The organism is Microbacterium sp. NPDC055312 (genome assembly GCF_053645675.1).
The window spans coordinates 672,679-691,871 of the sequence record NZ_JBSHMU010000001.1; the positions used below are offsets into that span (position 1 = coordinate 672,679).

The following is a 19,193-nucleotide window of genomic DNA, read 5'->3' on the forward strand; positions in this document are numbered from 1 at the left end:
CAGTCGCGCCCGTCGGGAGTCTCAGATGGTCCGGACGCCTCCGGCGCGCCGCTGTGCCGATCAGCACCGACACGCCGGATGCCGGGCATCCGGTCTGTGATCTCCGACCGGCGATCACGCCAGCCGCACGCCGAGACGACGAAACCCCGCCACGAGGGCGGGGTTTCGAGGGGGTGGCTCCCCGGCTTGGACTCGAACCAAGAACCTGCCGGTTAACAGCCGGCTGCTCTGCCAATTGAGCTACCGAGGATCATCGGTCGTTCCCCGCTGCGCGGGCAACTCCCCCAGCTTAGCAAACTCCGCGAGCGCTGCTGAACACGGGCGCCGCCCGGGCGTGGCGTGGTCAGGGAGCGATGTCGGCCTCGGCATTCGGGGCCCAGACGAGGTTCGAGCCGACCCCCCGAGCCACGACATGGCCGGACTTCAGCAGCAGCGTATCGGCCTCGAGTTCGCGGATGAACGCGGCGTCGTTCGTCACCAGCAGAGCCGCCATGGCCCGCTCGGTGCGGCGGCGGGTGATGGCGTCGAAGACGACGGGCCGCACCTCGAGGTCGAGGTTCGCGAGCGGCTCGTCGGCGATCAGCACGTGCGGCTCGAGCATGAGCGCACGGGCGATCGCGACGCGTTGGCGCATGCCGGCGCTCAGCTCATAGGGGAACTTCGACGCGAGTCCGAGCGGCAGATGCAGCTCGTCGAGCAGCGACGCCACTCGGATGGCCAGCGCCTTGCCGTTGACCTTCTTCTCGCGAGAGGTGATCGGCTCGGAGATCGCTTCGCCGACCGTGAGCCTGGGCGGCAGCGACGCGCCCGCCGCCTGGCCGAGGTGACCGCTGAGGGCGGTGAGGGTGCGGCGTCTGCGCCCCGGCTTGCGGATGTTCACACCGCAGACCGTGGCCCGGCCGCCCGCGACCTTCAGCGACGCATCGCCCATTCCGGCCAGCGCCGTCACGAGGGTCGACTTCCCCGCGCCGGTGGCCCCGCCGATGCACATCAGCTCGCCGGGCCTGAGCGAGAACGTCACACCGTCGACGGCACGGGTCGTTCCGCCGTGTCCGATCCGGTCGATGACCAGATCGTGGCAGTCGATCGCGAACTCGCTGTCGGCAGGCATGATGTCCATCCTGCCGGGTTCTCAGACCGAAAGCGCTCAGGACTCGGCGAAGCGCAGCCGCTCGGCATCCACGTCGCGCAGCCGCATGCGCAGTGCCCGCCCGCCGTCCGAGTCGGCCGGCACCCGCTGCACGGCGCCCAGCAGCTCGTGCTTCTCACGTTCGATGGCGCGCAGGATCAGCCGGCGGCAGAGATCTGCCGACGACGCGAGTGCTCCCTCGTCGTCGCGTGCGGGGAAGGGCATCATCAGCAGTTCGCCGGCGAGGCTTCGGTACGGCTCTCGCACGGCATCCGCCGCCGCGGTCGCCCAGCCGACTCTGGTGCGGTCGGCGACGGATGCCACGGCATCGCGCACCGCTTCCAGAGCCGGGCTGCGGAACGGCTCGCTCAGCGCGCGGGCCAGCGTCTGCTGATCGAGTCGGTGCCCGTACTGCAGCACGCCCATGAGCGCATCGCGCTCGAGCGCGACCTCCGGCGTGCGCGGCAGATCGGCCAATCGAACGCGCGAGACGCCCTCCGGACTGTCACCGCCCGGCGCCTGCTGTCGCGGAACCGGCTGCTCGCGTTCCCCGCGCGCGGCCCGCTGCACCTGCTGATGCACGGCCGTGGGGTCCATCCCCAGCCGGCGGGCCAGCACCCGCTCGTATCCGGGGCGCAGCAGCTCGTCGCGGATCTCGGCGACGATGGGGGCTGCGGCGCGCAGCGCGCCGACCTGACCCTCGACGGTCGCCAGGTCGTATCCGGCGAGCTTGCGATCGATCGCGAATTCGAACATGGGGACCTTGGCATCCATCAGCCCGCGCACCGCGGCATCCCCCCGCTGCAGACGCATGTCGCACGGATCGAGACCGTCGGGGGCGACGGCGACGAAGGTCTGCGCCGTGAAGCGCGAATCCTCCGAGAACGCGCGCAGCGCTGCCTTCTGGCCCGCCTCGTCGCCGTCGAATGTGAACACGACCTCGCCCGCCGCCGAGTCGTCGCCCATCACCCGGCGCAGCACCTTGATGTGCTCGGCGCCGAACGCCGTGCCGCAGGTGGCGATCGCCGTGGTGACGCCCGCGAGGTGGCATGCCATGACGTCGGTGTACCCCTCGACGACCACGACGCGTCTCGGCTCGCCGCGTGCGATGTCGCGCTTGGCCAGGTCGAGCCCGTACAGCACCTGCGCCTTCTTGTAGATCGGCGTCTCGGGGGTGTTCAGGTACTTCGGCCCCTGGTCGTCGTCGTAGAGCTTGCGCGCGCCGAAGCCGATGGTCTGACCTGTGACGTCGCGGATGGGCCACACGACCCGGCCGCGGAACCGGTCGTAGACACCGCGCTGGCCGGCCGAGACGAGACCGGCGGCGGTGAGCTCGTCGCGGGTGAACCCCTTCGCGCTCAGCGCCTTGAGCATGTTGTCCCAGCCACGCGGCGCGTAGCCGACGCCGAAGTGGGCCGCCGCCCCGGCGTCGAAGCCGCGCTCGCCGAGGAAGCGTCGTGCAGTCTCGGCCTCGGGGCTCAGCAACTGCGAGCGGAAGTACTCCCCCGCCGCCGTGTTCGCTGCGTACAGCCGGCTGCGTCCGCTGGTCTCGGGCGCCGCACCGCCGTCTTCGTAGTGCAGCGAGTAGCCGACCCGGGCGGCGAGCCGCTCGACGGCCTCGGTGAAGCTGACGTGATCCATCTCACGCAGGAACGAGTACACGTCCCCGGACGCCCCGCAGCCGAAGCAGTGGTAGTAGCCGACCTGCGGGCGCACGTGGAAGCTCGGGCTCTTCTCGTCGTGGAACGGACAGAGGCCCTTGAGTGATCCGACGCCCGCGGACTTCAGCGCGACCCGTTCACCGACGATGTCGGCGATGTTCGTGCGCGTCTTGACCTCTTCGACATCCGCCTGCAGGATCCGGGGCATCAGACGGCCCCTTCGACGACCACCCGAGACTCGGACCGGCGGTGTACGCCGGGGCGCGCGTGCCGCGGCGACCAGATCCCCACCTCGGCAGGATCGATCTCGCCGACGAGTCTGTTGTGCCAGTCGACGGCGGTCTGGTCGGTCAGGCTCGCGATCTGGTCGACGACCACCCGCGCGCGCTGCGCATCGGAATCGGCCGCGAGGAAGTCGGCTGAGAACGCCGGCTCCAGCACGTCGGCACCGGCCGACCACAGGGCATCCGTCGACCACAGCGCATCGGCCAGGCGGTGCAGCACCCGACGCTGCTCCTTATAGACGCCCTTGCGCGCATCGATGGTCACGATCGCCTGGCCCATGATGCCCTTCAGCACGGCGATCTCGGTCTCGACCTCGCGCGGGATCACGACGTGCGCGCTGTAGCGGGCGAGGCTCTCGCCCGGGTAGGCGGCCCTGGTGGCCGCGACAGAGCCGCGTGCGAAGCGGCCGATCATGTCGCTGGTCAGGTTCTTCAGCCGCGCGAGGTCGCGACGCGAGCGGTCGAACGACCGCATCCACATCGTCTCGCGGGTGAGCCGGTAGAGCGCGTCGGCCAGTTCGTCGCGGGTGTAGTCGTACCCGACCCACTGCTGGATGCGTCCGATCAGCGGGTGGTGCTCGATCGGATCCGACAGCTGCGCCACGTCGACGTAGCCGTTCACGATCGCATCCTCGAAGTCGTGCACCGAGTAGGCGATGTCGTCGGAGAGGTCCATGATCTCGGCCTCGATGCACCGTTCGCGTCCGGCGGCGCCCTCGCGCATCCACCGGAAGACCGGCTCGTCCTCGGGGTAGACGCCGAACTTCAGCCGGCCGCCCGGATCGGGGACGGGCTCGTCGACGGTCCACGGGTACTTGCAGGTCGCATCGAGACTGGCTCTGGTCAGGTTGAGCCCGACGGAGTGGTCGCGGTCATCGAGCACCTTCGCCTCGAGGCGGGTCAGGATGCGCAGCGACTGGGCGTTGCCCTCGAAGCCGCCGATGTCTTCCGCCCACTCGTTCAGGGCCCGCTCGCCGTTGTGCCCGAACGGCGGATGCCCGAGATCGTGGCTCAGGCATGCCGTGTCGACCACGTCGGCCGACACGCCCAGGGCGCTGGCCAGCTCTCGGCCGACCTGCGCTACCTCGAGCGAGTGCGTGAGCCGGTTGCGCGCGAAATCGGCAGTGCTGGCGGGGCTGAGCACCTGCGTCTTCGCCGCGAGTCGACGCAGCGCCGCTGAGTGCAGGACGCGGGCGCGGTCGCGAGAGAAGTCGTCGCGCTCGGACCGATGGGTCTCCGAGAAGAAGCGCTCGGCGTCATGGTCCCCGTAACTCTGGGTTCCTGAGCCTGTCGAAGGATCAGCCGCCATCGTTCTCGGTCTCCGCTCCGCGCATCATGTCGCCGACGCCCTCGCCGATCTCACGCGAGTCGAGCCATCCCTCAGGCAGGGCGGTGCGCTTGGGCGAGCCGGCGCGGCCGCGCTGCCCCTCGGCGCCGACGCCGGGGTACGGCGCGTCGCCGATCGTGCCGAGCAGGTCGTCGATCTCCTGCAGGGTGGATGCCCGTGCCAGCGCCGCACGCAGCTCGCCGCCCACGGGATAGCCCTTGAAGTACCAGGCGACGTGCTTGCGGATGTCCTTGCAGCCGCGGTCTTCATCCTCGAAGAACTCGACCAGCAGCTCGGCGTGCCGACGGAAGGCCTCCTTGACGAAGCCGAGCGTCGCGTCGACGACCGGTGCCGCCTGGGTCCCTGAGCCTGCCCCCTGGGTCCCTGAGCCTGTCCCCTGCTGGGACCCTGAGCCTGTCGAAGGGCCCAGCGCCGCGGCGAGCTCGCCGAACAGCCACGGCCGGCCCAGGCATCCCCGTCCCACGACCACACCGTCGCAGCCGGTCTCGTCCATCATCCGCACCGCATCGCCGGCCGACCAGATGTCGCCGTTGCCGAGCACGGGGACGCTGGTGACCGCCTGCTTGAGCTCGCCGATGGCGCTCCAGTCGGCGTGACCGGAGTAGTACTCCGACGCGGTGCGCGCGTGCAGCGCGACGGCGGCGGCACCGGCATCCTCCGCCGCACGACCGGCGTCGAGGAAGGTGAGGTGGTCTTTGTTGATGCCCTTGCGCATCTTGACGGTGAGCGGCACGTCGCCTGCCGCCTTCACCGCCCGCTGCACGATGTCGGAGAACAGGCCGATCTTCCACGGCAGCGCGGCACCCCCGCCCTTGCGGGTGACCTTGGGAACCGGGCAGCCGAAGTTCAGATCGATGTGGTCGGCACGGTCTTCGGCGACGATGATCCGCACGGCCTCGGCGATCGTCGCGGGATCGACGCCGTACAGCTGGATCGACCGCGGGGTCTCGCTCTCGTGGTGCTGGATGAGCCGCATCGTGATCGCGTTGCGCTCGACGAGAGCGCGCGAGGTGATCATCTCGCTGACGTACAGACCCGCACCGTACTCGCGGCACAGTCGCCGGAATGCCGTGTTGGTGATGCCGGCCATCGGGGCCAGCACCACCGGCGTGTCGAGAGCGATCGGGCCGATGCGCAGCGCCGGGGCCGGCGCGACAGTGGATCCCTGAGCGGGTCGAAGGGCAGCGGCGGTAGTCATGTCTCCCCCATTCTCCCAGACGGCGGCTGTGTCGGGGCACAGCGCGCATAGGCTGTGGAGATGGCCGATGCGACCCTGCGACAGATCCCGTTCACCGATGCTGAGGGCGCCGAGAAGACGCTCGACGACATCGGCGCCGACGTGCTGATGGTGGTCAACGTCGCCTCGAAATGCGGGCTCACTCCGCAGTACACGCAGCTCGAGCAGCTGCAGCAGCGGTATGCCGACCGTGGCTTCAGCGTCATCGGCTTCCCCTGCAACCAGTTCTTCGGCCAGGAGCCGGGCTCGATCGAGAAGATCCTCGAGTTCTGCTCGACGAGCTACGGCGTCACCTTCCCGATCAACGACAAGATCAAGGTCAACGGGCGCAACGCGCACGACCTGTACAAGGCGCTGAAGGAGACTCCGGATGCCGCCGGCAGGGCCGGCCGGGTGGATTGGAACTTCGAGAAATTCCTCGTCGGCGCCGACGGGTCGGTGCAGCGCTTCCGCCCGAAGCAGCTTCCGGACTCCGTTGAGATCGTCTCGGCGATCGAGACGGCCCTGACGGAGGCCGGCCGCTGATCAGCTCACGGCGGTCTTCTTCTGCGCCCACACGTCGCGGATGACGTTCTCGAACGCCTCCGGCGGCTGAGCGCCGCTCACGCCGTACTGTCCGTCGATGACGAAGAACGGCACGCCGTTGATGCCGTAGGCGCGCGCCTGCGCCTGATCCGCGCGGACCGCGTCGAGGTAGGCCTCGGTCTCGAGCGCTGAGCGCGCTTCAGCGGCATCCAGCCCCACCTCTTCGGCCAGGGCGGCGAGGTCGTCGATGCGCCCCACGTGCCGGCCTTCGGTGAAGTAGGCCGACATCAGCCTCTCCTCCATCTCGTGCTGCAGGCCCTTCTCCTTCGCGAAGTGCAGCAGCTCATGCGCCTTGACCGTGTTGGTGTGCTGCAGCAGGTCGAAGCGGTACTCGAGGCCGGCCCCGGATGCGACATTGGTGACGTGCGCGAGCATCTGCTCGACCTGCTCGCGGGGCATCCCCTTGTGCCCGGCGAGGAAGTCGACCTCGTCGCCGTCGAAGTCGACCGGGGTGTCGGGTGAGAGCTCGAAGGAGTGGAACGTGACCTTCACCTTCGGGGCGTCGTCATCACCGGCGGTGGCGGCGAGCCCCTTCTCGAGATTGCGCTTGCCGATGTAGCACCACGGGCAGGCGATGTCGGACCAGATGTCGATGTTGATGGGTTCGCTCACATTCAGTGCAACTGCATGCCCCGGTGCGCATATTCCCGATCGAGTAGCCTTCTCGAGTGCTGACCGCCGACCATCCCGTGCCGTTCCGCCCGTCGCGAGTGCTGAACGCGGGTGTCACCGGGTCAGGAAAGACGACGCTCGCGCGGCGCATCGCTGCGGCGTGGGGTCTGCGGCACGTCGAGATCGACGGACTGTTCCACGGGCCGGCGTGGACCCTTCGCCCTTCCTTCCTCGACGATGTCCGGGCATTCGCCGCCGAAGACCACTGGGTGACCGAATGGCAGTACACCAGCAAGGGCACCGATCAGATTCTGGCTCCTCGCGCGCAGATGGTGCTGTGGCTCGACTACCCCTACCGCGTGGTGCGGTCACGGCTCGTGCGTCGCACCGTATCGCGCCAGATCCTGCGAACGGAGCTCTGGAACGGCAACAGGGAGCGCGGGCTGTCGAACATCCTCCTTCGTGATCCGGAGGAGAACATCCTGCTGTGGCAGACGAGGACCCTGCACAAGTGGGCTCAGCGGATGCCCGAGGTGGTGGCGCGATTCCCGCACTTGGCGATCGTTCGATTCGCCCACCCGCGTGAGACCGAGCGCTGGCTCCGGGCACTGTCCGGGTGAATGTCGGAGGTGCGTTCTACTCTTTGAGCATGGCCACCGCACCGCAGGATCCGTTCGCCCGGCAGCGTGAGCTGCTGGATGAGTGGGTCGAGACGCGCGCGGAGATCAACCGGCTCGAATCGCGGGCGGCGGCGCTGCTGGCGCAGCGGATCGAGGTGATGGATGCCGACGTCGCGGCGGCTCCTGTGCACCGTGAGGCGATCCGCCGGTCGATGGTGGCGGAGTACTCCGCGGCGGGGCGTATGGCGACGGGCAGCGTGGAGCATGCGTTCGCCGACGCCCGTGCCCTGCGCGACGACTTCCCCGCGCTGCGCGCCTCGTACGCCGAGGGGCGGGTCACCGCAGCGCACGTGCGGGAGGTCATCCGGGCGGCGACTCCGCTGACCCAGGCGATCGATGCCGGTGAGGCGACGGGCGCGGACTGGGCCCTGTACGAGGCGGCGGCCCTGGAGTTCGCCGAGACCGAAGCGCCGGCCCGCACCCGAGCGCACGTGCGTGAACTGGTCGCCGCCCTCGTGCCGCAGACGGTGACCGAGCGGCACCGCGCTGCCGCCGCCGAGCAGTCGGTCACGGTGCGAGAGCTCGACGATGAGATGTCGCTGCTGCAGGCGATCATGCCCACCTACAAGGCGGTGGCGATTCTCGACCGGCTCACCGCGATGGGCCGTGCGCAGAAGCAGCATCCGGAGAATCGCCGTCCCAGCCTTCCCACCGACCTCGACGCCGACCTCGAGTACGAGACCGGTCGCGCGCAGGCAGAGGCTGAGGCGCGGGCGATCTTCGGCCGTGACGACACCTACACCACCGACCCATTCGACGTGCCCGGTGCGTGGGAGGCGTATGAAGACGCGATGGATCGCGCCGTCGACACCGGCCCCGTGGTGATCCGGATCGCCTCCGACACCCGAGGGCTGGACGAGATCCGCACCGAACTGCTCTGTGACCTCCTGCTCAGTGCCACGCCGAGCGAGATCATGGGCACCGGGCTCGATAACATCCACGCCCGCATCCAGGTCACCGTCGCCGCCTCCACCCTCACCGGCGCCGACGCGCACCCCGCCCAGCTCGACGGGCACGGCACCCTGCACCCCGACATCGCCCGGCAGCTCGCCGGCCAGAGCACCGGATGGACGCGACTGTTCCTCGATCCCACCGGCCTCGTCACCGAGACCGACACCTACACCCCGACCGAGCCGATGCGTCGATTCCTGCGCGCCCGTGATCAGCACTGCCGTTTCCCCGGCTGCCGCATGCCCGTCCAGCGCTGCGAATCCGACCACACCATCGACTGGGCCCTCAGTGGACCCGCCCGCACCGACAACCTCGCCCATCTCTGCCTCACTCATCATGCGCTGAAGCATCCGGACATACCGGCACAGTTCCGCTGGACTGCCCGGCAGCTGCCCGACTGGTCGCTCGAGTGGACCAATCCCACCGGACGCATCCACCACGACAAACCACCCCGACGCGTCATGTTCGCGCCCAGCGGCTCACCACCGGGCGACGACGGGTGGGAGGCGAAAGGCGACCCACCACCCTGGGAGACCGGTCCGCTCTGAACAGTCAGCGTCGGGCGAAATGCCACCGTGAGAGGCAACCGCGTCCTGAGACTCGCACAGCCGGTCTCAGACCGACGCGTCGGGAGTGTCCACCGCTCCGCCGAAGCGCCGGTCGCGCGACAGGTAGATCTCGATCGCCCGCCACAGCTCCTCGCGGGAGAAGTCCGGCCAGAGCGTGTCGAGGAACACCATCTCGGCGTACGCGGCCTGCCAGAGCAGGAAGTTCGACGTGCGCTGCTCGCCCGAGCTGCGCAGAAACAGATCGACGTCGGGCATGTCCGGCACGTACAGGTGCCGGCGGATCTGCTTCTCGGTGATCGCGCTGGGGCGCATCCGCCCCGCCTTCACCTCTTCGGCCATCGCCCGCATGGCGTCGACGAGTTCGACGCGGCCGCCGTAGTTCACGCACATGGTCAGGGTGAGCACGTCGTTGTCGCGGGTGAGCTGCTCGGCGAACTGCAGCTCCTTGATGACCGACCCCCACAGCCGGGGCTTGCGGCCCGCCCAGCGCACGCGCACGCCCCACTCGTTCAGCTGATCGCGTCGACGGTGCAGCACGTCGCGGTTGTAGCCCATGAGGAAGCGCACCTCTTCAGGCGAGCGCGCCCAGTTCTCGGTCGAGAACGCGTATACCGACAGGTGCTTCACACCCGCCTGGATGGCGCCGGCGACGACATCGAGCAGCACCTCCTCGCCGGCCTTGTGCCCTTCGACGCGGTTGAGGCCGCGACGGTTCGCCCAGCGCCCGTTGCCGTCCATCACGATCGCGACGTGCTCCGGCACGGCAGGGAACGCCGGCGGCGTCTTGCCTGTCCAGTCGAGCGGCCGGAACGGCACCGCGTCCTTATGCGTGTAGGGCTTCGGGGTCACCGTGCTCCAATGCTCGACGGGTGCGTGACGTGCTCGAGCGAGCGGATGCCGCGCTCGAGATGCCATTGGGCGTACGCGGCGACCGTGCCGGAGGCAGCCGCCAGGTCGGCCGGAGGCGCGGCATCCACCATCGTCCAGTCGCCGCCCATCAGGGCGCGCATCAGCGCAAGGGCCGCACTGCCGATCCGCGGGCTGCCGGCCGGCGCGCACGAGTCGCACACCGAGCCGCCCAGCTGTGCACCGAAGTGCCGGTGCGGGCCCGCAGCGCCGCAGCGTGCGCACTGGTCGAGGGCGGGCGCCCAACCCGACAGTGCCATGACGCGAAGCAGGTAGGAATCCAGGATGCTGCGGGCGGCATGCTCGCCGCGCGAGAGCGACCGCAGCCCGCCCACGAGCAGCAGATACTGCTCGGCGGTCGCCTCGGCCTCGTTGAGCCGGTCGGCGGTCTCGACCATCGCGCTGGCTGCGGTGAAGCGCTCGTAGTCGACGGCGATGTCGGCCCCGTAGGCGCCCAGTGAGTCGGCCTGCTGCACGATGTCGAGCGAGCGACCCTTGTACATCTGCACGTCGGCGACCATGAACGGCTCGAGCCTCGAGCCGAACTTCGACGAGGTGCGCCGCACTCCCTTCGCGACCGCACGGATCTTGCCGTTGCGTCGCGAGAGCATCGTGACGATGCGATCGGCCTCACCCAGCTTGTGGGTGCGCAGGATCACCGCTTCGTCTCGATAGGTGGGCACCCTTCGATTATCTCCCGGGCACGACACAATGGATGGGTGACGGAACCGCTCTTCACCATCCCGCTGTGGGCTGATCTTCTCGGCGTCGCGCTCGGCGGCATCCAGGGGGCGATGTTCGCTTCCGGCTTCCAGGGTCAGCGCCGGCTCGACTGGCTCGGCGTCGCGATCATCGGCATCATGATCGGCATGGGCGGCGGCCTCATCCGCGACCTGCTGATCGGGCAGCCGCCCGCGACCCTGCAGAACGACTGGTACCTCATCACCGCGTCCGGTGCGGCACTGTTCGGGATGCTGCTCGCCGGCGTCTTCAACCGCGTCAACACCCTGATCGTCGTGCTCGACGCCGCCGTGATCGGCATGTTCGGCGCCTTCGGCGTGAGCAAGGCCATCGCCTTCGGCATCCCGCCGGTGCCCGCCGTGTTCATCGGCGTCTGCGCCGCGGTCGGCGGCGGCGTGCTGCGCGACGTGCTCATGGGTCTGCCCGTCGCAATCATGCACGTCGGCTCGCTCTACGCGGTGGCTGCGGGAGTCGGATGCACGACCATCGTCATCCTGAACGCTCTCGACGTCTCGCTCACCGTCGCTGCGGTGATCGGCATCGGCGTGACCGCGGTCATCCGAGTGCTCGCGGTGGTGTTCGACGTGTCGCTGCCCGAGCAGCGGCGCCTGTACCGCCGCAAGGTGGCCACCGAGACGGGGATGATCCCGATCATCAAACCGTGACCGTCGGCGGGACTCAGCCTGCCAGGATGGGTGCCAGACCGTCGAGCAGTCGCTGCACTCCGAATGTCCACGCCGCGTCCGCGCCGTAGGCGGCGCCGAGTTCGGCACCGGCCGCGGCTCCGACCCGCTGCGCGAGGGGGTACCTGTCGCCGAGGTGCTGCGCCAGCCGCTCCCCGGTGCGGCTCCAGTCCAGACGCCCGGCGCTTCGCTGATCGAGCAACCGGCGTGCGCCCGATCTGGCGAAGTCGAGCACGTGGGACAGGACCGCGTCGCGCTCGGGATCGGTGAGCGGCAGGTCGTCGAAAGCCGCGAGCTCTCGATCGTACTTGGCGATGACGCCGGGGCCGAGAACAGTCCGAGGGTCGCGCACGTCGAGCAGCCACGGATGCTCGATCAACAGGGCCCGATTGTGCTCCGCGATGCGCTGCACCCGCTCCCGCCACGGCATCTCGAGGTCGACTGCTTCATCGGCGCGCCTCTGCGAGTGCACGTGATCCGTCATCAGCACCAGAAGGTCTTCACGGCTGTCGACGTAGGTGTACAGCGACATGGGAGTGCTGCCGAGACGCTGCGCGAGCGTGCGGATCGACACTGCCTCCAGACCGCCTTCGTCGGCGATCGCCACGGCCTGCTCGACGAGCTGGCCGGCCGAGAGACGCGGTCGGGGACCCCTCCTGGCGGGAACCGGGGGGAGTTCATCGCGCCAGAGCACGTCGATCAGTTCAGGCATGGGAATATCCTGCCACGCCGCGGAGTTTCTCTGTACACTGTACGAAATAATCCTCGAGAGGAACCCATGACAATCACTCGCACGGCCGTATCCCTGAACGTCCCCGACGTGCAGGCATCTGCTGCCTTCGCCACCGCCCACTTCGGCTACCAGGAGGAGATGGCTGCAGACGGCTTCGTCTCGCTCGCGCACCCGTCGCTCGGCGGCAACCTCATCTTCCTCGCGACGGGACTCGGCACCTTCAAACCGAAGGAGATCGCCGGCTCCGCAGGCCAGGGGCTGCTGCTCGCCTTCGTCTGCGATGATCTCGACGAGGCCTTCTCACGCATCGCCGCCTCCGGCGCTCGCGTCATCACCGAGCCCGAGACCGAACCGTGGGGCGAGCGCTACTGCCAGTTCGCCGACCCCAACGGCCTCGTCTGGCAGCTGGTGCAATGGGTCGAATGAGCCGCTGATCCTGCGAGGGCTCAGGAGCGCTGAGCCCTCGCAGGTGGCGGTCAGGCGCCGACCAGCGCGCCCACCCGCGAACGGATCGACCGGTTCACGCACGACACGATCGCCTTGAGCGATGCCGTCGAGATGTCCCCGTCGATGCCGACGCCCCACAGCCGCTGGTCGTCGACCTGCAGCTCGACGTAGGCGGCCGCCTGCGCGTCGCCTCCCGTCGACAGGGTGTGCTCGACGTAGTCGTACAGCGAGATCTCGAAACCGCGCTCGCGCAGCACCTCGATGAACGCCGCGATGGGGCCGTTGCCCCGGCCGGATGCCTGCTCGCGGGTCTCGCCGTCGCGCAGCACGACATCGAGCGAGACCTCGCCCGACATGTCGCTGCGGGTCTGGGTTCCCAGCAGCTCGAAGCGACCCCACTTGGCGGTGTCGTCGTCGGCCGGCAGGTACTCGTCGTGGAAGATCGACCAGATCTGCTCGCTGGTGACCTCGCCGCCCTCGGCATCCGTCTTCGCCTGCACGACCCCCGAGAACTCGATCTGCAGCTTGCGCGGCAGGTCGAGGGCGTGGTCGGTCTTCAGCAGGTAGGCGACGCCGCCCTTGCCCGACTGCGAGTTGACGCGGATGACGGCCTCGTACGAGCGGCCGAGATCCTTCGGGTCGACGGGCAGGTAGGGCACGCCCCACTCGCTGTCGTCGATCGACACGTTCTGCTCGGCGGCCTTCGCGGCCATCGCCTCGAAGCCCTTCTTGATCGCGTCCTGGTGCGAGCCGCTGAACGCGGTGAACACCAGGTCACCGGCCCACGGACTGCGCTCGGGAACGGGCAGCTGGTTGCAGTACTCGACCGTGCGCTTGACCTGGTCGATGTCGCTGAAGTCGATCTGCGGGTCGATGCCCTGGGTGAACAGGTTGATGCCGAGGGCGACCAGGTCGACGTTTCCGGTGCGCTCGCCGTTGCCGAACAGGCATCCCTCGATGCGGTCGGCGCCGGCCAGGTACCCGAGTTCGGCGGCGGCGATCGCCGTGCCGCGGTCGTTGTGCGGATGCAGCGACAGGATCACGTTCTCACGGTGCGCCAGGTGGCGGTTCATCCACTCGATCGAGTCCGCGTAGACGTTGGGCGAGGCCATCTCGACGGTCGCCGGCAGATTGATGATCACCTTGCGGTCGGGCGTCGGCTCGAGCACCTCGAGCACGGCGTTGCAGACCTCGACCGCATACTCCAGCTCCGTGCCGGTGTAGCTCTCGGGCGAGTACTCGTAGTACACCTGCGTGTCGGGAATGCGCTTCTCGAACTGCCGGCACAGGCGCGCGCCCTCCAGCGCGATCTGCTTGACGCCCTCGCGGTCGGAGCGGAAGACGACCTCGCGCTGCAGCACGCTGGTGGAGTTGTAGAAATGCACGATCGCCTGCTTGGCACCGGTGATGGCCTCGTAGGTGCGCTCGATCAGGTGCTCACGGCACTGCGTCAGCACCTGGATCGTGACGTCATCGGGGATGAGGTCCTCTTCGATCAGCTGCCGCACGAAGTCGAAGTCGGTCTGGCTGGCAGAGGGGAAACCGACCTCGATCTCCTTGTATCCCATGCTCACGAGCAGCTCGAACATCACGCGCTTGCGCTCGGGTGACATGGGGTCGATCAGGGCCTGGTTGCCGTCGCGGAGGTCGACCGCGCACCAGCGCGGCGCCTCGGAGATGCGCCTCGACGGCCAGGTGCGGTCTTCGAGATCGATGCGGATCTGCTCGTGGAACGGACGGTACTTGTGCACCGGCATCGAGGTGGGCTTCTGGTTGTTCTTCATGATGGGGCTGCTTCTCTTCGTCAGAAAACGTGCTCAGGCCAACACAAGCGCCGCGACGAGAGAGGCCCGATTGTCAGGACTCGTCGCGGCAGCTAAGAAGAAGCAGACCGCCCAGAGGCATGCATCGATCGTAACACCCCGCTTGGCACTCTGCTCACCCGCGAGGCGATTCAGGGGATCAACGCGAGCTTTCCCCCCCCGGATGCCCCTCGGCGAGGAACGCGAGCGCCTGCGGCGCCCCACCGAGCGGGTACTCGCGCGCGACCGGCACGACGATGTCGCCTGCCTCGGCGGCCTCGACCAGCTGGGTGCGCGCCCCGTCACGGTACCGCGCGGTCTCGGGATCGGCGCCCGAGCTGGCGAGGAAGCCGTGCTCGGCGGCCGCGGCCGGCGCGACGATCGTGACGATGCGTCGGCGGTCACCCACGAGGGCGAGCGATGTCTCGACGGCCTCCGGTGTGCCGGCGGCGTCGAGCGCGGCATCGACCGCGGTCACGCCGGCACCGGCCATCGTCTCGCGGATGCGCGAGAGCAGCCCGTCGCCGTACTCGACGGGCAGACCGCCGAATCGGCGCACCTTGTCGAAGCGGGCGCGGCCTGCCGTGCCGATCACCCGGATGCCCTGCATCGCGGCCTGCTGCAGAAGGCTCACTCCGACCGCACCGGAGGCAGCGTGCACCAGCACGGTCTCGCCACGTGTCGCACCGACGGCGTGCAGCATGGCCGATGCGGTCGTTCCCGCGAGCAGCAGGTTCGCGGCCTCCGCGTGCGTGAGCGTGGCGGGCTTTCGCAGCACCTTCTGCGCGGGAACCGTCAGCTCGGTCGCGTATCCCCCACGCACCCGGAAGGCGATCACCTCGTCGCCGACGGCGACGCGGCCGGTGACGATCTCGGTGCGAGGACCGACCGCCGTGACGACTCCCGAGACCTCGTAACCGATCGGCATGGGCAGCTCGACGCCGCTCCTGGGGGCTGCGACGTGCTTCGCGTCGGCCGGGTTCACTCCGGCCGCATGCACGCGGATCGTCACCTCACCGGCATCCGGGGGCACTACGTCGTACTCCTCGAGGCGCCATCCGTCCGGCGAGCCCCACTCGCGGGCGACCCAGTGCGCGGCCATCTCAGAAGCCGAGCCGGCCGAGCTGCTTGGGATCGCGCTGCCACTCCTTGGCCACCTTGACGTGCAGCTTCAGGAACACCCTCGTGCCGAGCAGCTCCTCGATGCCCTGGCGGGCGGCCGCGCCGACATCCCGCAGACGGGCGCCTTTGCGTCCGATGATGATCGCCTTCTGGCTGTCGCGCTCGACGACGATCGACGCGTGCACATCGGTGAGGTCGGTGTCCTCGCGCGGCTCGACGTCGTCGACGACGACCGCGATCGAGTGCGGCAGCTCGTCGCGAACGCCCTCCAGCGCGGCTTCGCGGATGATCTCGGCGATACGGTCCTCATCCGACTCGTCGGTGACGATGCCGTCCTCGTACAGGCGCGGACCTGCGGGCATCAGCTGCAGCATCTCATCGGCCAGCACATCGAGCTGTTCGCGGGTGAGCGCCGAGAGCGGGATGACGGCCGCCCAGTCCTCGCGCAGCGAGTCGACCTCCATGAGCCGTTCGACGATGTCGTCACGGTTCGCCGCGTCGGTCTTGGTCACGATCGCGACCTTCTTCGCGCGGGGGTAGCCGTCGAGGGATGCCGCGATGCGCCGGTCGCCAGGGCCGACCTTCTCGGTCGCGGGAACGCAGAAGCCGATCACGTCGACGTCGCCGAGCACCTGCTCGACGAGATCGTTGAGCCGCTCGCCGAGCAGCGTGCGCGGCTTGTGGATGCCGGGGGTGTCGACGATCACGAGCTGTCCGTCGGGGCGGTTCAGGATGCCCCGGATCGCGCGCCTCGTGGTCTGCGGCTTCTCGCTCGTGATCGCGATCTTCTCGCCCACCAGCGCGTTCGTCAGCGTCGACTTGCCGACGTTCGGCCGACCGACGAAGGTCACGAAGCCGCTGCGGGTCCGGTCGTCAGGCTCAGTCATCCCGGTCTCCTCCATCACGATCATCATCCTCCACCGTGCCGGGCGCCCGCTCCACGAACACCGTCGCGATCCCGCGCCCGCGGCCGCGCGATGCGCCGCCGGTGAGCACGAGGCCCTGCACGATCACAGCGTCTCCCGGCTGCGGTATCCGGCCCAGCTCTTTCGCCAGCAGCCCGCCGATCGAGTCGACGTCCTCATCTTCGAGCTCGATCCCGAACAGGTCGCCCACGTCCTCGAGGCCGAGGCGCGAGTTGACGCGGTACCGTCCGTCCGCCAGCTCCACGACCTCGGCGGGACCGCGGTCGTACTCGTCGGCGATCTCGCCCACCAGCTCTTCGATGAGATCCTCGAGCGTGACCAGCCCCGAGATGCCGCCGTGCTCGTCGATCACCATGCACACATGCACGGCGTCGCGTTTCATCTGCTGCAGCAGGGTCTCGGCGCGCATCGATTCGGGCACGTAGACCGCCGGTCGCGCGATCGGCCGCACCGGCCGCCCCCGCCACGCACTCTCGTCGCGGTACGCGAACTGCACGAGATCCTTCAGATACAGCACGCCGACGACGTCATCCGCGTCATCGTCCACGACCGGCATCCGCGAGACTCCCGTGCGCAGGAAGAGCTCCATCGCCTCGGTGGTGGTCGCTTCGGCATCCACGGTCATCATCTCGGTGCGCGGAACCATCACCGCGCGCACGAACTGGTCGGTGAAGTCGAACACCGAGTGGATCAGGTCCCGGTCGTCCTCCTCGATGAGCAGGTTCGACGCGGCTTCGTCGACCATGCTCAGCAGCTGCTCCTCCGAGGCGAAGCTGCTGCGTCCGGTGCCGGGCGTCACCCGCTGACCCGCCGCGACCAGCGCCTGAGCGAGCGGCCCGAGCAGGATGCGCATGCCCCGCACGACCGGCGCCCAGGTGCGCAGCATGGACGTCGCGTGCAGCCGGCCGAACGAGCGCGGACTGGACCCGACGAGCACGAAGGTGATGCCGGTCATCAGCACGGCAGCCGCGAGCATCGCCCACCAGATGCTCGGCAGCAGGGCATCGAGCGCGACCGTGACGAACACCGCGGCCGTGGTCTCGGAGAGCACGCGCATGAAGGCGACGGCGTTCACGTGCGGGGCAGGATCTGCGGCGATGCGCGCGAGCGCGGCCGCGTTGCGGCCGTCGCCCGACATGTTCTCGAGGTCGGTGTTCGAGCTGACCGAGAAGGCCGCGTCGACGGCGGCCATCAGTCCGCCGAAGGCGACCAGCAGCACGGCGGCTGCGAGGAGTATGGCTGGGGTCATCGACCGCGTTCGACGCGCGCGAAGCCCTCGATCAGCGACTTCTGCAGCCCGAACATCTCACGCTCCTCGTCGGGTTCGGCGTGGTCGAAACCGAGCAGGTGCAGCAGGCCGTGCGTGGTCAGCAGGATGAGCTCGTCCATCAGCGAGTGACCGGCCGTCTGCGCCTGGGCCTCCGCGACCTGCGGACACAGCACGATGTCGCCCAGCAGGCCGGGAGCGGTGGGGTTCTCCGGGCTGCCGGGACGCAGCTCGTCCATCGGAAAGCTCAGCACGTCGGTGGGACCCGGCTCATCCATCCACTGCACGTGCAGCGACTCCATGGCGCCCTCGTCGACGAGCACGATCGCGACCTCGGCATCGGGGCTGACGTGCAGCTGTGCGAGGTTGAAGTCGGTGAGCCGCTGCAGCACGGTCTCATCGACCGCGATCGCCGATTCGTTGTTGATCTCGATCATTTCAGGCCTCGCTTCGGCATGCGGTCTCGGGGACTCTGCGGCGCTCCGCCGCGGCGCTCGGCGCGATTCGCGAACTGGTGCGCCTGCTCGCGCTCGACGCGTGCGGCGGTGCGCTGCTCGTCGTACTCGCTGTACGCGTCGACGATGCGGCCGACCAGCGAGTGCCGCACGACATCGTCGCTCGTCAGCCGTGAGAAGTGGATGTCGTCGATGTCGCCGAGCACCCGCGTGACCAGGCGGAGTCCCGATGCGCCCTGCGGCAGGTCGATCTGGGTGATGTCGCCGGTGACGACCATCTTCGTGCCGAACCCGAGGCGGGTGAGGAACATCTTCATCTGCTCGGGGGTGGTGTTCTGCGCCTCGTCGAGCACGACGAACGAGTCGTTCAGCGTGCGCCCTCGCATGTAGGCCAGGGGCGCCACCTCGATGGTGCCGGTCGCCATCAGCCGCGGCACGACCTCGGGGTCCATCATCTCGTTGAGCGCGTCGTACAGCGGTCGCAGATAGGGGTCGATCTTGTCGGTCAGCGACCCGGGCAGGAACCCGAGCCTCTCCCCCGCCTCGACCGCCGGGCGGGTGAGGATGATGCGCTGCACCTCTTTGCGCTGCAGCGCCTGCACGGCCTTCGCCATCGCGAGATAGGTCTTGCCGGTGCCCGCCGGTCCGATGCCGAACACGATGGTGTTCTGCTCGATCGCGTCGACGTACTCCTTCTGCCCGAGGGTCTTCGGACGGATGACCCTGCCGCGGGTCGACAGGATCGCCTCGCCGAGCACCTCGCTGGGCCGCGGCCCCTCGTCGCGGCGCAGGATGCGCGCGGAGCGCTCGACGTCACTCGGCGCGAGGTCGTGCCCCGAACGGGTCATCTCGATCAGCTCGTCGACGAGGCGCTTCGCCGCGGCGACATCGTCGGCCGAGCCGCCCAGCGTGATCTCGTTGCCCCGCACCATCACCTGCACACTCGGATGCTGCTTCTCGAGCATCCGCAGCAGCCGGTCCTGCGGCCCGAGCAGCTGCACCATGGCGATGCCGTCCGCGAAGATGCGCTCGGTGCGCTCGGGCTGCGCGGGGAA

The 19,193-nt window shown here is 69.0% G+C and carries 19 protein-coding genes and 1 tRNA gene; 5 read left to right on the forward strand and 15 right to left on the reverse strand.

Features of this window, described 5'->3' with window-relative positions; translation table 11 throughout:
• Positions 1–174 precede the first annotated feature (174 nt).
• From ACWIDW_RS03270 to dusB, 5 genes are all read right to left on the reverse strand, one after another.
• Positions 175–250, reverse strand: a tRNA-Asn gene (locus tag ACWIDW_RS03270).
• A gap of 93 nt (positions 251–343) precedes the next feature.
• Positions 344–1,111, reverse strand: coding sequence for an ATP-binding cassette domain-containing protein (locus ACWIDW_RS03275; protein ID WP_454122907.1), 768 nt, complete (start codon positions 1,109–1,111; stop codon positions 344–346).
• Between the two features lie 36 nt (positions 1,112–1,147).
• Entirely contained in the window at positions 1,148–2,998 is a 1,851-nt protein-coding gene (dnaG, locus tag ACWIDW_RS03280) for a DNA primase (protein ID WP_454122909.1), read from the reverse strand.
• Complete coding sequence (locus ACWIDW_RS03285) at positions 2,998–4,383, reverse strand: deoxyguanosinetriphosphate triphosphohydrolase (protein WP_454122910.1); 1,386 nt, start codon at positions 4,381–4,383, stop codon at positions 2,998–3,000. Before ACWIDW_RS03285 ends, dnaG begins: the two co-directional genes overlap by 1 nt.
• Complete coding sequence (dusB, locus tag ACWIDW_RS03290) at positions 4,373–5,620, reverse strand: tRNA dihydrouridine synthase DusB (RefSeq protein WP_454122912.1); 1,248 nt, start codon at positions 5,618–5,620, stop codon at positions 4,373–4,375. The genes ACWIDW_RS03285 and dusB overlap by 11 nt, the downstream gene beginning before the upstream one ends.
• A gap of 60 nt (positions 5,621–5,680) precedes the next feature.
• Between dusB and ACWIDW_RS03295 the strand changes: the two genes are divergently transcribed.
• Positions 5,681–6,184 (forward strand): glutathione peroxidase, encoded by a 504-nt coding sequence (locus ACWIDW_RS03295; protein WP_454122914.1) that lies wholly within the window; start codon positions 5,681–5,683, stop codon positions 6,182–6,184.
• Here ACWIDW_RS03295 and ACWIDW_RS03300 read toward each other — a convergent pair whose 3' ends face one another.
• On the reverse strand, positions 6,185–6,856 hold the full coding sequence (locus tag ACWIDW_RS03300) for a DsbA family oxidoreductase (protein ID WP_454122916.1): 672 nt from the start codon (positions 6,854–6,856) through the stop codon (positions 6,185–6,187). It abuts the gene before it with no gap.
• 56 nt (positions 6,857–6,912) lie between these two features.
• Between ACWIDW_RS03300 and ACWIDW_RS03305 the strand changes: the two genes are divergently transcribed.
• Positions 6,913–7,476, forward strand: coding sequence for an AAA family ATPase (locus ACWIDW_RS03305; RefSeq protein WP_454122918.1), 564 nt, complete (start codon positions 6,913–6,915; stop codon positions 7,474–7,476).
• A gap of 29 nt (positions 7,477–7,505) precedes the next feature.
• Positions 7,506–9,035 (forward strand): HNH endonuclease signature motif containing protein, encoded by a 1,530-nt coding sequence (locus ACWIDW_RS03310; RefSeq protein WP_454122920.1) that lies wholly within the window; start codon positions 7,506–7,508, stop codon positions 9,033–9,035.
• 66 nt (positions 9,036–9,101) lie between these two features.
• Here the strand turns inward: ACWIDW_RS03310 and ACWIDW_RS03315 are convergent, their stop codons facing one another.
• Positions 9,102–9,905: an isoprenyl transferase gene (locus ACWIDW_RS03315; RefSeq protein ID WP_454122922.1), complete on the reverse strand. Its 804-nt coding sequence runs from the start codon at positions 9,903–9,905 to the stop codon at positions 9,102–9,104.
• Positions 9,902–10,645, reverse strand: coding sequence for a DNA repair protein RecO (gene recO / locus ACWIDW_RS03320; protein ID WP_313355502.1), 744 nt, complete (start codon positions 10,643–10,645; stop codon positions 9,902–9,904). Before recO ends, ACWIDW_RS03315 begins: the two co-directional genes overlap by 4 nt.
• 36 nt (positions 10,646–10,681) lie before the next feature.
• On the opposite strand from recO, the gene ACWIDW_RS03325 reads away from it, so the two are divergent.
• Entirely contained in the window at positions 10,682–11,368 is a 687-nt protein-coding gene (locus ACWIDW_RS03325) for a trimeric intracellular cation channel family protein (protein WP_313355504.1), read from the forward strand.
• 13 nt (positions 11,369–11,381) lie between these two features.
• On the opposite strand, the gene ACWIDW_RS03330 is transcribed toward ACWIDW_RS03325, so the two are convergent.
• Entirely contained in the window at positions 11,382–12,098 is a 717-nt protein-coding gene (locus tag ACWIDW_RS03330) for a TetR/AcrR family transcriptional regulator (protein WP_454122924.1), read from the reverse strand.
• 66 nt (positions 12,099–12,164) lie between these two features.
• Between ACWIDW_RS03330 and ACWIDW_RS03335 the strand changes: the two genes are divergently transcribed.
• The gene (locus ACWIDW_RS03335) at positions 12,165–12,545 is read left to right on the forward strand and encodes a VOC family protein (RefSeq protein WP_454122926.1); all 381 of its coding nucleotides are present in this window, start codon (positions 12,165–12,167) and stop codon (positions 12,543–12,545) included.
• Between the two features lie 50 nt (positions 12,546–12,595).
• On the opposite strand, the gene leuA is transcribed toward ACWIDW_RS03335, so the two are convergent.
• From leuA to ACWIDW_RS03365, 6 genes are all read right to left on the reverse strand, one after another.
• Positions 12,596–14,350: a 2-isopropylmalate synthase gene (gene leuA / locus ACWIDW_RS03340; RefSeq protein ID WP_454122928.1), complete on the reverse strand. Its 1,755-nt coding sequence runs from the start codon at positions 14,348–14,350 to the stop codon at positions 12,596–12,598.
• A gap of 178 nt (positions 14,351–14,528) precedes the next feature.
• A complete protein-coding gene (locus ACWIDW_RS03345; protein ID WP_454122930.1) occupies positions 14,529–15,470 on the reverse strand; it encodes an NADP-dependent oxidoreductase in 942 nt (313 codons plus the stop codon).
• Between the two features lies 1 nt (position 15,471).
• The gene (gene era, locus ACWIDW_RS03350; protein ID WP_313357360.1) at positions 15,472–16,377 is read right to left on the reverse strand and encodes a GTPase Era; all 906 of its coding nucleotides are present in this window, start codon (positions 16,375–16,377) and stop codon (positions 15,472–15,474) included.
• On the reverse strand, positions 16,370–17,665 hold the full coding sequence (locus tag ACWIDW_RS03355; protein WP_313357362.1) for a hemolysin family protein: 1,296 nt from the start codon (positions 17,663–17,665) through the stop codon (positions 16,370–16,372). The genes era and ACWIDW_RS03355 overlap by 8 nt, the downstream gene beginning before the upstream one ends.
• Positions 17,662–18,120, reverse strand: coding sequence for an rRNA maturation RNase YbeY (gene ybeY, locus ACWIDW_RS03360; RefSeq protein WP_313357364.1), 459 nt, complete (start codon positions 18,118–18,120; stop codon positions 17,662–17,664). The genes ACWIDW_RS03355 and ybeY overlap by 4 nt, the downstream gene beginning before the upstream one ends.
• Entirely contained in the window at positions 18,117–19,142 is a 1,026-nt protein-coding gene (locus tag ACWIDW_RS03365) for a PhoH family protein (RefSeq protein ID WP_313357370.1), read from the reverse strand. Before ACWIDW_RS03365 ends, ybeY begins: the two co-directional genes overlap by 4 nt.
• Between the last annotated feature and the right edge of the window lie 51 nt (positions 19,143–19,193).